Origin of the sequence: Granulicatella balaenopterae (assembly GCF_900111135.1) — a bacterium.
Taxonomy (GTDB): domain Bacteria; phylum Bacillota; class Bacilli; order Lactobacillales; family Aerococcaceae; genus Granulicatella; species Granulicatella balaenopterae.
Genome location: NZ_FOGF01000001.1, coordinates 1 through 13,585, shown reverse-complemented (window position 1 = coordinate 13,585; position 13,585 = coordinate 1). Strand labels below are relative to the sequence as shown.

At 32.5% G+C, this 13,585-nt stretch carries 12 protein-coding genes and 1 pseudogene; 1 reads left to right on the top strand and 12 read right to left on the bottom strand.

Annotated features, from left to right (window positions below):
- Window positions 1-9 precede the first annotated feature (9 nt).
- From folD to BMX09_RS00010, 12 genes and pseudogenes are all read right to left on the bottom strand, one after another.
- Complete coding sequence (gene folD, locus BMX09_RS00065; RefSeq protein WP_089745384.1) at window positions 10-870, bottom strand: bifunctional methylenetetrahydrofolate dehydrogenase/methenyltetrahydrofolate cyclohydrolase FolD; 861 nt, start codon at window positions 868-870, stop codon at window positions 10-12.
- Window positions 871-938: 68 nt separating this feature from the next.
- Window positions 939-1,394 (bottom strand): transcription antitermination factor NusB, encoded by a 456-nt coding sequence (gene nusB / locus BMX09_RS00060; RefSeq protein ID WP_089745383.1) that lies wholly within the window; start codon window positions 1,392-1,394, stop codon window positions 939-941.
- On the bottom strand, window positions 1,391-1,786 hold the full coding sequence (locus BMX09_RS00055; protein ID WP_089745382.1) for an Asp23/Gls24 family envelope stress response protein: 396 nt from the start codon (window positions 1,784-1,786) through the stop codon (window positions 1,391-1,393). Before BMX09_RS00055 ends, nusB begins: the two co-directional genes overlap by 4 nt.
- A gap of 238 nt (window positions 1,787-2,024) precedes the next feature.
- Window positions 2,025-2,441: a gamma-glutamylcyclotransferase family protein gene (locus BMX09_RS00050; protein WP_089745381.1), complete on the bottom strand. Its 417-nt coding sequence runs from the start codon at window positions 2,439-2,441 to the stop codon at window positions 2,025-2,027.
- A 221-nt stretch (window positions 2,442-2,662) separates the two neighbouring features.
- Complete coding sequence (locus BMX09_RS00045) at window positions 2,663-3,406, bottom strand: hypothetical protein (protein ID WP_089745379.1); 744 nt, start codon at window positions 3,404-3,406, stop codon at window positions 2,663-2,665.
- A gap of 9 nt (window positions 3,407-3,415) precedes the next feature.
- On the bottom strand, window positions 3,416-3,619 hold the full coding sequence (locus BMX09_RS00040) for a helix-turn-helix transcriptional regulator (protein ID WP_089745377.1): 204 nt from the start codon (window positions 3,617-3,619) through the stop codon (window positions 3,416-3,418).
- A gap of 527 nt (window positions 3,620-4,146) precedes the next feature.
- The gene (locus BMX09_RS00035; RefSeq protein ID WP_089745374.1) at window positions 4,147-7,278 is read right to left on the bottom strand and encodes a type I restriction endonuclease subunit R; all 3,132 of its coding nucleotides are present in this window, start codon (window positions 7,276-7,278) and stop codon (window positions 4,147-4,149) included.
- A gap of 35 nt (window positions 7,279-7,313) precedes the next feature.
- Window positions 7,314-7,919 carry a protein adenylyltransferase Fic gene (gene fic / locus BMX09_RS00030; RefSeq protein WP_089745372.1) on the bottom strand — a complete coding sequence of 202 codons (606 nt, stop codon included), beginning with the start codon at window positions 7,917-7,919 and terminating at the stop codon, window positions 7,314-7,316.
- 21 nt (window positions 7,920-7,940) lie between these two features.
- Window positions 7,941-9,167, bottom strand: coding sequence for a restriction endonuclease subunit S (locus BMX09_RS00025; protein WP_089745369.1), 1,227 nt, complete (start codon window positions 9,165-9,167; stop codon window positions 7,941-7,943).
- A gap of 1 nt (window position 9,168) precedes the next feature.
- Complete coding sequence (locus BMX09_RS00020) at window positions 9,169-11,802, bottom strand: type I restriction-modification system subunit M (RefSeq protein WP_245711092.1); 2,634 nt, start codon at window positions 11,800-11,802, stop codon at window positions 9,169-9,171.
- 155 nt (window positions 11,803-11,957) lie between these two features.
- A complete protein-coding gene (locus BMX09_RS00015) occupies window positions 11,958-12,527 on the bottom strand; it encodes a restriction endonuclease subunit S (protein ID WP_245711095.1) in 570 nt (189 codons plus the stop codon).
- Between the two features lie 66 nt (window positions 12,528-12,593).
- Window positions 12,594-13,088 (bottom strand): annotated as a pseudogene (locus BMX09_RS00010) (restriction endonuclease subunit S); the annotation flags it as partial.
- Between the two features lie 189 nt (window positions 13,089-13,277).
- Between BMX09_RS00010 and BMX09_RS00005 the strand changes: the two are divergent.
- Window positions 13,278-13,585: phage integrase SAM-like domain-containing protein (locus BMX09_RS00005; protein WP_177159465.1), on the top strand; the 308-nt coding region annotated here is incomplete at its 3' end.

Sequence of the window (13,585 nt, the reverse complement as noted above, 5' to 3'; positions counted from 1 at the left end):
CTTTCATCATTAGTAATCTATATTATGTAATTTCATTGTATTTTCTAACGTTTGCTCTAATAAAGAAGCAATCGTCATCGGACCAACACCACCTGGAACTGGCGTAATCGCAGAAGCTAATGGCAGAACCTCAGAATAACAAACATCCCCCTTAAGCGAACCATCCGAATCACGCACCATCCCAACATCAATCACTACCGCTCCTGGTTTCAGATGTTCTTTCGTAATCAACCCCAAAACCCCGGTCGCCGAAATCAACACATCCGCCTGCTTGGTTTCTGCTGCTAAATCCTTCGTATGAATATGACACACCGTAACCGTTGCCCCACGATTCAAACACATCAAAGCCATGGGACGCCCAACAATCAGACTCTCACCAACAACCACTACTTTTTTGCCCATTACATCAATTTGATAATGATCCAATAAAGTAATAATCCCTTTAGGCGTACAAGGCACTAATGTCTCATCTTTTTGCACCAAATTCCCCAAATTCATCGCATGAAAGCCATCAACATCCTTCTTAGGCTCAACCGCTCTTAAGACGATATCCGTATCAATCTGCTGAGGCAATGGTAATTGCACTAAAATCGCATCAATCGCTTGGTCATTGTTCAAATCACGAATAACCGCTAACACTTCCTCCTGAGAAACCGACTCATCCAAACGCCTCACCACCGAATGAAAACCAACCTCTTTAGCATGACGCTCCTTTAACTTCACATACGTTTGACTAGCCGGATCATCTCCCACTAACACCACCGCTAAACCAGGAGTAACCCCTGCCTTATCAATCAATTGACGCGTTTTTGTAGCAACCACTTGACGAATTTCCTTAGCAAGCTGTTTGCCATCTAAGATAGTTGTCATCTAACTCCCCCTTTATTTTGAAAAAGAGCCTGAACCAATTCGGATCCAGACTCTTTTGATTCGTTAAATTATACTAAATTTGATAATACACCATTAATGAATTTCGCTGACTTATCATCACTATACATTTTTGCAATCTCAATCGCTTCATTTAATACGACTGGTTTTGGAACTTCTTCATCTAAATAATTCATTTCAAAAATTGCTAATTGCATAATCAATAAATCGGTATTGACGATACGATCGAATGTCCATGTTGTAGCATATTTTGCAATTGATTCATTAATCTCTGCTTGATTAGCCTTAACGCCTTCAATAATCTTGATTGAATATGCTAATTGTGGATATTCTTCTAATAATTCTTCTAGTGAATCAATCTCAACTTCTTGGTCTTCCTCCATATGTGTTGATAATGATCCTGTTAATGCTTCTACTAATGTCACTTCTTCATTATGTTGCATTTGAAATAATGATTGAAACGCAATTACGCGCAATGTGTGACGTGTTAATTTTGTACGACTCACTCGTCATCCCCCAATTCAAATAAGTCTGTCTCCATTGATTTTGCTGGAATAATTTGTACAATATGCACATTCACTTCAGCAATCTCTAATTCACAGCTAAATAATAATTGTTCTTTAATTTTCTCTTGTAATGCTAATGCTAATTTAGGAACTGATTGACCATAATCAACCGCACCATAAACATCGACTACATAGCCCTCTTCTGTCTCAGTTAATTTAGTACTTTGCGCAACAACTTCACGCTTCACTAAATTATTGATACCTGCCATAAAGTTCCCTTGCGCCAAGTGAAAACCTTCAACATCTGAAGCAGAAATACTAGCGATTGTTTCAATTACTTCTGGAGCAATCTCGATAATCCCTAATGGAATTGATTTATTTATTGTTTCCATCTGTATACCTCCATTCGATAATTCACCGATTGGCTACTACTTTTATCATAATAAACCGCACGACAAATCAAGACATGTATTTACTCTTACATAGTGTACCACGATTCAACAAGATTATCTATCAAAATTCATGATTATTCCGATTAAATCATCACTTACCAAACAATAGCGATATCATTTTGACAAAAGTAGAAACCACCAATATGATTTCTAGTTCACTTATCTTTGAATCTGCTTCTTAATTCGACAAAGCTTCTTTCAAAATATCCGTATCAAACCCTTGCACTTTATACGCCACTTCAATCATCTCATAGTACTCTTTTTGAGGCTGGCCTTTAGGAAAATCTCGCATAATATAGACCATCACTTCAATCATCTGACCGTCGACTTCAATCGGTAAATATTCCTTATCATACAAATCCGGATAATCTTCATACTCATCTAAACGCAATTCATCCGCCTGATCAACTTGCCAAATTACTACCGGCACAAAACTACCTTCCTTTTTAAAAATTGTCGCATAAGCCGTATCACGCCCACGAAATGCTAGCTCATACCCTTCTAAAGTAGTCTTTGCAACAAACTGTGCCGCCTGACAACACTCCGCCATCCATAGAAGATTCATATTGCTGCCGTATGCTAAATAGTATGTCATTTTATTTCTCCAATCTTTATTTTTGTTGTGCTATTATTTTGATTGTAACACATCTGATATCATCTTTATCATACCATTCTTTTTCCTTGTGACAAATAGAATTGGTGGGGACTATAGTGGGAAAATGAATAATCCAAAAAAAGAAACCACGCAATTTGTGTATTACGTGATTTCTAGAAAATCTTCATCTATATTGTCACTAACATCCAACTTTTTTATCTTTACTTATTACACTTATTCAATTCTCTATTATATATTTTAAGTTTAATTTCATAGAATATTACATTGAAAATGAATGATAAAACTATAAGTGCCATTAGATTTAAGAAAATAGCCATTAACGGATTTGTATTTGAAATCATGTCAAATACTGATTTACCGTTTGTTTTATAGTACATAATTAAATCTAATATGATAAAACCTAATGCAGCAATAAATGATTCTCTTAAATAAATTATAGAACGATATTTAAAATCTTTACTTTCGTTATAAATATTTCCTTTTTTATCAGCTAAAATACTTAAATTGTATTCTTTATTATTTATATTAAATACACAACTAACACCGCAAGGAATAAAAATAGCAGATAATGAAAAAATAACTATTAATAATCCATTTCCACTAAGCAAATAATAATAAGCTTCAGTAATATAAATTATTATCATCAAAATAAATGTAACTGCAGCAGAAAATTTTCTTATTTCATCTATTAGTTCATCTTTAGATAATAATAATGATTTTACACTATACCTATCCATCTTAAATTTAATTTTATTTATTATAAATAAACTCAAAATGTATATTAAAACCAAAAGACCCACATTTATAATACTAATTAAAATTGTATTATTTTTGATTAATATTTTATATATTATCTCAATTAAATTCATAAATATCATAGCTACCAAAGCTGCACTTACTGAGCGACCAGCAATAGATAATTGTCTTTCATCTAGTTTATACATTTTTTCCTCCTATTCATCTGTGTAGGTGAAGATTTTTTCAATAGGAACACTGAAAACTTTAGCAATATCAAATGCCAATTTTAAGGAAGGATTGTATTCTCCTCTTTCTAAATGTCCTATAGTTTCTCTTCTAACATTAACTAATTCTGCCAACTCTTGCTGACTTAATCCTTTTAATACACGAAATTCTTTAAGCTTTACCTGTAACATTATCTCCTTCCTTTCATCTCACCGACACTTAAAATGTTATAAATAAGTATCTTTATGTTATAAATATATATCTTCCAAAAGCGAATATCAAGTATTTTATAAATATAAACCACCTACAAGCTAAAAAGTTCTTATAATTTGATATAAGACTTAATTTTATTAGATTTTGTTAGTGGCAATATAAAAGTAACCATTTTTGTCAATTTAATTTCACCACTTTTGGTAATTTAATGCGAAAAAAAGAAACCACGCAATTTATACATTACGTGATTTCTAGAAAATCTTCATGTCTCTAAATCAAATCATTCATTATAGCAACTAATTTATTGACGTTGGTTATCCTTATGATATAATTTACTCGACAGAACCTCTCCACGCTTAAGTATAGACTTTCTATCTGCGGACCACGGAGAGGGCTTTTTTTATAGTTTATAAACACTAGCCACCGTTTGAAATGCTTCACTAATCCCTTTTGCAATATAAAAAAGATGTGCCACTAATCCATGAATTAGCGACGCATCTTTTGGGATTTATAATTTTCGTTCTTCAATATCAAATCCATTTTCTAGAATGTATTCTTTTAATAGATTCGAAATTTTTGCATTTATTAAGAAAATAGGAACATTCTTTTCTTCAATCTTATCAAAGAATTCTTTTGCTTTTTTCTTATCTGCTGATTCAACTAGGTTATCAAAGCGACCGTATTCGTTTAAAGTCTCTTCAATAACGTCTGTATTCATCATATCTGATAATAATTTTTCATCGACACCTAAATAATCAACCACTTTTCGCATATCTTGGTTTTGTGAGCGAACTTGATATTCAACAATATATTCTTGAATCGATTTGCCTTCTTCAATTTGAATATCGCCTGTTTGGATATCGTGTAAAAAGATATTGGCGTATTTTTGTTCATCTTGGCTTAATGTCGCAAATGTTTTATGCAATTCATCCAATGATTTTTGCAAATCTTCTTCATTAATATACTCTTGCTTCAATTCTTTCATATACTTTTTAAATTTTGAGTTCATATATTCAGAATCAATCTTACCAGTATCAATCTCCGTTAAATAACCTTCAATATCGAAAGGAAATGATTCATCCATCTTCATCCCACTTGGAATTTTAGCTAATTCTTTATACCGTTGTACTAATGTTAAGTAAGTTGTTTCTGTTAATAAGACATCAATCTCTTCTCCGTCAATATCATAGTGTAACTGTTCAAAGACGAATCCTTGAATTTGCGCGGACTCTAAGGCTTTTGATAATTTGTAGAATAATGATCCGAACTTACCTTGTGCAGCCATTTTTTCAGGTAGCTTTTCAAAATCATCAATCTTTTCAGATGCAAATAAGTCAGAAATCTCTTCAAATATTTGATTCATTTTCATTAAGTTCTTTGGTAACTTATCAACGAACAAATCAAACGGCTTTTCTCCAGAATATAACTTCATGGCATTTTTTACATTTTCTGCCATTGTGTGCGGATAACGATAGTAACGAATTGTACCGAATGGCTTTTCGGGTCCAAATAAACGGTTGGTACGTGAAAATGCTTGAATTAAGTTTTCGTATTGTAATACCTTGTCTAAATATAAAGTATTTACCCATTTTGAGTCGAATCCTGTTAACATTTGATCAACAACGATTAAAATATCGATACGTTTTTCTGGCTCTTGTTCAATAAATTTATATGGTGCTTTATGTGCCAAACGAGCAGCAACATCCTTTTTAAATTTACTATGAGTTGCCAGGTCAAAGTTTCTGTCGTAATTTTTATTATAATCTCGAATAACCTCGATTAAGCCACCCTCTTTAAAAGCACTACGCCCATTATTATCAATATTCGGGTCAAATAATGCAGTAACTTTTAATTGTGGTGCTTTTTCTTTAAACAAACGATAATACTCAATCGCTTCACGAATTGAGCTCGTTGCAAAAATAGCATGGAACTTCGAATTCAAGCTCAAACGACGCCAATTTGAGACAATGTTTTCTAATACTTTCTCTTGGTGGACACTTGTTTCATATTGTACTCTTGGTATGTAGCTCTCAATCCCTCTAATCTCTTTACCATCTGCATCATAAGTTGTCGCCATTAGCATTTCAGATAGATATTTATTATATTCCTTAATTTTTTTAGGATCTTGATAGATTTCATCTTCTGAAGTGACATGAAGACATTCAAAAGCAACTTGTTGACGCAAATCTATGTCTTGATAGGTTAGGATTTTATACGGGTCAAAGCCTAGTACATTGCCATCTCTTATCCCATCAGCAATGCTATAACGGTGCAATTCATCACCAAATACATTAGCTGTCGTATGTTCTTTTTTCTTATTTTCATCATGAATCGGTGTACCTGTAAAGCCAAAGAATATCGCATTAGGGAACGTGCGCTTAATGGTCACTAACATCTCACCAAATGTACTTCGATGCGCTTCATCTACAATGATGACCATACGTTTAGACTGCATTAACTCTAATTCATAATCATTAAAACCACCATCAACTTCTTTAATATTACTCATCTTTTGAATAGAAGTCACAATCAATGTATCAGATGGACTATTGCTCGTTAATTTATTAATTAAAACACGTGTATCTTCGGTCGATTGCACCTCATCAGTATCCTCCGCAAAAGCACGATATTCACGCAACGATTGAGTACCTAACTCAATTCTATCCATTAAGAAAATAACCTTATCGGCATCTTTAGAATTCGCAATCAATTGAGCTGACTTAAAACTAGTCATCGTCTTACCAGAACCTGTCGTATGCCAGATATGTCCACCCAATAAATGACGGTCTTCCCAATTAATTTTAGATACTTTATCCGAAATCTTGTTAGCTGCATAATATTGATAACTTCTCATCACTTTTAATACACCATCCGAAGCATCCGCAATCGTATAAAAACCAATTAACTGATGCGCCATCGGAATTGATAACAATGAACGAGCAATCTCTTTCCAATTATTAATCGGCTCATTATAGAAATCCGCCCAATGGAAATAAAAACTCTTATTAAACTTACCATCAGGACCAGGATTAGCAAAATACACAGCCTCCTCTGGTTCCATAGCCACAAAAACTTGGATTAGTGAATACAATCCAGTAAAGACACCTTCACGAGAATACTTTTCAATTTGGTGGTATGCCTGACTAACAGGAACACCACTTCTTTTTAACTCAATATGTATCAGCGGCATCCCATTAATTAATAACATCACATCTCCACGACGATCATTCATAATAGGATCAACTGTTGGAAATTTTGGTTGTTGAACAATTTGATAACGACTTTGCCCAGCCGCAATCTCTTTGCGATCATAAATCTTCAAGCTAACCTCTTTACCTAAATGAAGCTGGTCATCAGGATTATCACGCTTAATACAAACAGACTTCCCATTAATAAAGCCATTCAAAGCCACTGGAGTTCTTAAACTAATAATTTGTTCCAAAATTTGTTCCATTTCCGTATCTGTCAACGGCACATGATTCAAGCGATCAATTCCGCAATTATTATGAAATAAAATATTCTTCCAGTTATTGATTAAATCTTTTTCAGTCGGATTCTTTAACACTTCATCTTCCCAACCTTTTTGCTTTAAGGTCTTAATTAAAGCCTCTTCAAAATCAGCTTCTCTAGCAAATTTCATAAATCGAACTCCTTTCAACAGTATTTGTATTGATATTACAATTCATCGGCTTTATACACATTATAGCCTTCATAATCATAACTAGCATCAATACCTTTCATATATATTTCACGATTATTAATATCATCAGTTAAGGCTTCTTTTAGTAGATACTTAATTTCCAAATCTTTAATCGGACTTCTTTCCATCGCCATTAAATAATTAGCCTTATCGATTTTAGCCCAATCAACAACATATCCTAATTCTTGCTTTAAGATATTATCCAACCAAATACGCATACTACGCCCATTACCTTCTCTAAAAGGATGAGCCACATTCATTTCAACATACTTCTCAACAATCTCATCAAAAGTCGCTTGCGGCATCTGATCAATCGCTTGTAACGCTTGACTCAAATAAACTACCGGAGCAAAACGGAAATTACCTTTAGCAATATTAACCGTTCTAAGCTCCCCAGCAAACTCATAAATATCTTGAAATAAATAGTGATGAATAGCCTTCAACCCTTGAAAAGTACCTACTTCAAAAGAGGTAATCTTATCTTTATCAAATAATTCAACAGCTTTTTTCTTAGTTATTTTTTCTTCTTGATGCGCTAAATCTACAGAATTTGTAATATTTAACTTATTTTCAAGAACCATTCGACCCACCTCTTTCTTAATTTAAACGAACATATTTTCAAGCATTGATTTCTTCACTTTTTCCAGTTTTTCTAGTTTACGTTGATGAAGAGTGATGAGGTGATCTAGGTCGGTTAAATATTCACCTATTTTTTTCTGCTCATCATATTTAGGTAGAGAAATTATTAAATTTTTCACAATACTTCCAGATAAATTTCCTTGTCCACCTTGAAGATAAGTTTTAATAATCTTATTTTTATTTTTATTAAGCCAATACATTAAAAATTCTGCATTAGTTTCTTGAATAGGTATAATTGCTAATATAGCTTGGTTTATAGCACCATTAATTTTAGAAATCCCTACTTCACCACTTGTTGCACCGTATAATGCATATAAAATATTACCTTTTTCTACCAATCTTGCTGAAGAATTTTTTAAAGCTAACTCTGAAATAAATAATTCTGTAACGTTTGCATTTATTTCTGCAGATCTTATAAAAGGAATATTTCCATTATAATATTCTTTTACACCTACTGAAGGTGTCCCTCCAGAAAATGTTGTAGCTAATTCCCCCAACTTCCGTTGTTCCCAAGCGTCAGTGTAACCAGCGAATCTAATTTCTGGATATTGACTACCTTCAGCTGGAAACATTTTCAAAAGCATAGATTTTTTAGTGTTTTTTAGCTGTTCAAGCTTACGCTGATGAAGAGTGATTAGGTGGTCTAGCTCAGAAAAGAACGAGCCGATTTGGGATTGTTCTTGTAAAGAATTTGGAACATATAATTTATACGTTGCATACTCTGTTGCATTAATTCCTGGTTGACCTGATCGTTGAGATGTAATAGTAACAAAATTTTTATAATTTTTTGTCATAGTATTTTGGAAAACAAAACTTACATCTGTATTTGATAAAACAGAACCTTTTATTAAAAATCCAGCATAATATACCTTTCCGTCTGTATTTCTATACATGTATGTTTTCCCAACACTTGCGCCAGTTCTTGCAAAAAGTAAATCACCTTCTGTTAATAAATAATTATCACAATTAGATAAATCAATATTTGGAGTAGTAACATTATTCTGATTAAATTGATTACTTTGTTCATCTATATCTGTAATTCTTAAATATTTATTAATACCATCATATTCTTTTGCTGCAGCATTTAAACCATATGAAAAATCATTTATTAATTCTCCTAACTTCCGTTGTTCCCAAGCGTCAGTGTAGCCTTTAAATCTTATTTTTGGTTTTTTATTCATTTCCGACATTTTAGCTCTCTCCTAACAATTCTTTTAGTAAGTTAATCCCCATCATGTCTTCTTCATCAGCTACTAAATCATCTAATAGACTGCTTAGTTTTTGTTCTGTTTCATGAATTTCTTTATCAATATCACTTAATGTTGTTGCATATTTTCCAATGATATTTTTAATTCCTGTATGTAATTCATCAATTTTATGTGTTGGGAATTGATTGATATTCGTTAATAGTTCAGCAAACCATTTTACTTCTAGTAATTCTGTAATTTGCTCTGGTGTTAATGATTCTGTGGTTGCTTTTGTTAAGACATGCAATTCATCTTCTTTTTCTTTAACCGTTTTCTTCAATTCTGCTTCTGTATCTGCTAAATCTTTTGAGTGAATACATTTATATTCAATTGAATCTTCATCATAGTCTGATTTTCTTTGTGCTTTTAGTAATTCTTTAACAAATTTATTTAAGTCACCTTTTGTAAAGTTTGTTTTATTGGCATTTAAGATATCTTCAAGCTCTTCAAAGTCTTCTTCTGACAATGATTCAAAAATTTCTTGTTTTTCAGCAATGATTTGATTTAAGCGGTCTTGATTAGTTGCTAATGCTGTTGTTTGTTCTGTTAATAACACTTTTGCTACTAAATCAAATGGTAGGATTGTTCCTTTCCAGCCTTCTTGAACTTCAACTTTTTTGTTTGATTTTGTTTTTTCAACCATGTTTGGTTCAACTTGAGTGATAATTGCTTGACCATTTTGTTTAATTAGTTCGATATCACCTGAGATTACTTTCCAAGCGTCTGCTAAGACTTGGTATACTTGGTATTTATCAACTAATGGAATGTTATTTAAGCGTTTAAACATTTCTGCGACAACTTGTTCTTCTGCAGTTGCGATATTTAATTCCTCAATATTCGTTAATAATGTTTCTGATAAATAAGCTTTAAAGCTATCAAATTCTTGATGTGCTTGTTGTTTATAGTTTTTAATTTCTTGATTATTACTAAAGATACTTGTTAAATCTTCACTAATAAGTTCAACATGTTTTTCTGTTTTTGGAACAAACAATTCATTTCTTAATGATGGGAAAGCCGTCCAATAGTCATTAAATTGTTCTAATTCAACAATCGGAATACCTCCAGCCATAGTTGCATAAATGTCCCAAGTATCTGTATCGTCCGCTGAAGATACATAACGTGGAATATTTAAGTTATAGTCATTTTCACGAATTTCTTCACGACTTACGACACGAGCAAAGTTTTCAATATCTTTGCGCTCTTTAATTGCATCGACAATACGCTTGATATCTGATGAACGTAATTTATTATTAGTACCTTCTTTAATATAATTTTCAGAAGCATCAATAATTAATGTGTCGTTTTCATCACGAGTACGTTTTAAAACCATCACAATTGTTGGAATACCTGTACCAAAGAAAATGTTAGCTGGTAAACCAATAATTGCATCGATATGATTTTTCTCAATTAAGTTTCGTCTGATTTTGCCCTCTTCTCCACCACGGAATAGTACTCCATGAGGTAAAACAATCGTCATAATACCACCATCTTCAACGTGGTATAAATCATGTAATAAGAAAGCAAAGTCAGCTTTACTAGTTGGTGCCATACCAAATTCATCATAACGTGGATCATTTTCATCTATTTCTTCATGATTCCATTTTTGTGAATATGGTGGGTTAGATACTACCGCATCAACACGTAATTGCTTACGGAATTCATTCGGATTAGCATTTTCTAACGGCCAGTCTTCCACTAATGTATCGGCATTTCTGGTAATAATATTTGATGGATTAATGCCACGCATGACTAAGTTCATACGAGTTAAGTTATAAGTGCTTGATTTTAATTCTTGCGCATAATATTGGATAGAGTCACGGTTACCATTATGTTTTGTAACACTTTGACCGATATTAATTAATAACGAACCAGATCCAGATGTTGGGTCATAGATTTTGATTTCTTCTTTATCTTTTAAGTGTTCCGCCACAATATCACTCATTAACACTGATACTTCATGTGGTGTATAGAATTCCCCTGCTTTTTTACCTGCATTGGCCGCAAACATTGAAATTAAATACTCATATACAAATCCCAAGACATCATAATCATGATTCGCATCCATTGGAATTTCTTTAATTAATTTGATAATTTCTAAAACAGCTTTCGTTTGTTTACCTGCTGTAGAACCTAAATTGGATAAACCTGTATCTAAAGTGTTGAAAATCCCTTCAAAAACATCTTTATGATTTTTACCGATTAAACGGTTAAAAGCAGATAAAGCTTCACGAACATCTGCAATATCAAAATCTTTCCCTTTTTCTAACCATGTTGAAAATAAATTGTCATATGAAATAAAATAGCCAATCTTATCTTGTAAATACTCAACCATTTCGCTATTACCTTCAACTAAGTACTCTTTCATATCTTGACGTGTTGCGCCATCTTCAGTTAAAACTTCTTCTTCTTTTTCAGAAATATATTTGTAAAACATAAATCCTAAAATATAATCTTTATATTCATTTGCTTCGATTTTTGAACGCATTTGGTTAGCAGCATTCCAAATTTTAGCAGCTAATTGTTGTTTCGTTAATTGCATTGATTTTATACCCCTTTTAATTTTGATTGTCTTCTTCATTATAGCATATTACCTCACGCTCTTACGCAGTTACCATTAAAATAATTTAGGTAAGCTGGTTAAAAATTTGACTTTTTTCTTAGAACGCAAAATTATTTTCATTATCGTCTTCTTATTTACTATAATTTATGAAAATAATGCTTTCAAATACCATTTTATGTGTATTTGAGACTATTTTCTGGCATTCGTTGATGAAGAGTGATTAGGTGATCTAGCTCAGAAAAGAACGATCCGATGCGGGATTGTTCGTTTATATTTTTTGTAACGGCATAATTCACATTAATAAGTTGCGATACTTTGATACTTGGTTGAACAGCTCCCATTACAATTCTCTCAGCTTTCTTCTTGTTTATTTCAGTAGAAAACATAGCGTATAAAAAATTTGATACATAACTTTTTTTAGCACGAAAAGCAACTATATTTTGGGCGATAGCAGCTTCTTCATGCGAATCCATAAGGCTAACAAGACCTATACTTCCTACTGTAGAGAATAAAATATCCCCTTCTTTTATATAATCCCGTAAATTATTTTCAAAGGATTTATCATTTAAAAACTTTTCAATTTTACTGTAATCTGGAGCTCCTTTCCCTAGTGATGCTACCTCAATTAATGGATGCGTTCCAGTTTTATCTAGTGGTGGGGTCTTCCCTCTATTATCTACAGCTTTTTCTGCAAATTCCCCTAACTTCCGTTGTTCCCAAGTGTTTGTGTATACTTCAAAAATATTTGATGAAACTGAAGTTTCACATTTTGAAAAAATTTCAAAATATTATATTTTCATAAATTGAAATTAACCTAACTTTCGTTGATGAAGAGTGATGAGGTGATCTAGGTCGGTTAAATATTCACCTATTTTTTTCTGCTCATCATATTTAGGTAGAGAAATTATTAAATTTTTCACAATACTTCCAGATAAATTTCCTTGTCCACCTTGAAGATAAGTTTTAATAATCTTATTTTTATTTTTATTAAGCCAATACATTAAAAATTCTGCATTAGTTTCTTGAATAGGTATAATTGCTAATATAGCTTGGTTTATAGCACCATTAATTTTAGAAATCCCTACTTCACCACTTGTTGCACCGTATAATGCATATAAAATATTACCTTTTTCTACCAATCTTGCTGAAGAATTTTTTAAAGCTAACTCTGAAATAAATAATTCTGTAACGTTTGCATTTATTTCTGCAGATCTTATAAAAGGAATATTTCCATTATAATATTCTTTTACACCTACTGAAGGTGTCCCTCCAGAAAATGTTGTAGCTAATTCCCCCAACTTCCGTTGTTCCCAAGAGTTTGTTTATTTTTCAAATTGCTCTTTTCATAAATTATTTTCATTTATAATAAGTATACATTTAATAATAAATTTTTTTGCTATAAATTACGTATATTTAGATAGATTAATGGCCATCACTCGTCACCATCGTAAGCCTGTTTTAGTGATTTTTACTATTTTATGGAGGGATTTTATATGGCTATTCATGAAGGTGCAAATGAATTATTTTATCAATATTACAAGCGTTGGATTACGATTTATAAGGAAGGTGCGATTCGGGATGTGACGATGCAGAAGTATCGTATGACTTATGTGTGGGTGAGAAAGTTGGCGCCTGAGTTGAAGGTGTGTGATTTGAATCGGATTTCTTATCAGCAATTATTAAATGATTATGCCCAAGAACATGAGCGTCAGACTACGATGGATTTTCATCATCAGTTGAAGGCGGCGGTGTTGGATGCGGTTGATGAGGGGTATATTAAGCGTGATCCTACGAGAAAGGC

What these genes read in the sequence shown, in the direction of transcription:
- BMX09_RS00050 (WP_089745381.1), bottom strand. Translation starts at nt 2,441, where the DNA reads ATGACATACTATTTAGCATACGGCAGCAATATGAATCTTCTATGGATG.
- BMX09_RS00035 (WP_089745374.1), bottom strand. Translation starts at nt 7,278, where the DNA reads ATGAAATTTGCTAGAGAAGCTGATTTTGAAGAGGCTTTAATTAAGACC.
- fic (WP_089745372.1), bottom strand. Translation starts at nt 7,919, where the DNA reads ATGGTTCTTGAAAATAAGTTAAATATTACAAATTCTGTAGATTTAGCG.
- BMX09_RS00045 (WP_089745379.1), bottom strand. Translation starts at nt 3,406, where the DNA reads ATGTATAAACTAGATGAAAGACAATTATCTATTGCTGGTCGCTCAGTA.
- BMX09_RS00025 (WP_089745369.1), bottom strand. Translation starts at nt 9,167, where the DNA reads ATGTCGGAAATGAATAAAAAACCAAAAATAAGATTTAAAGGCTACACT.
- BMX09_RS00020 (WP_245711092.1), bottom strand. Translation starts at nt 11,802, where the DNA reads ATGAAGAAGACAATCAAAATTAAAAGGGGTATAAAATCAATGCAATTA.
- folD (WP_089745384.1), bottom strand. Translation starts at nt 870, where the DNA reads ATGACAACTATCTTAGATGGCAAACAGCTTGCTAAGGAAATTCGTCAA.
- BMX09_RS00055 (WP_089745382.1), bottom strand. Translation starts at nt 1,786, where the DNA reads ATGGAAACAATAAATAAATCAATTCCATTAGGGATTATCGAGATTGCT.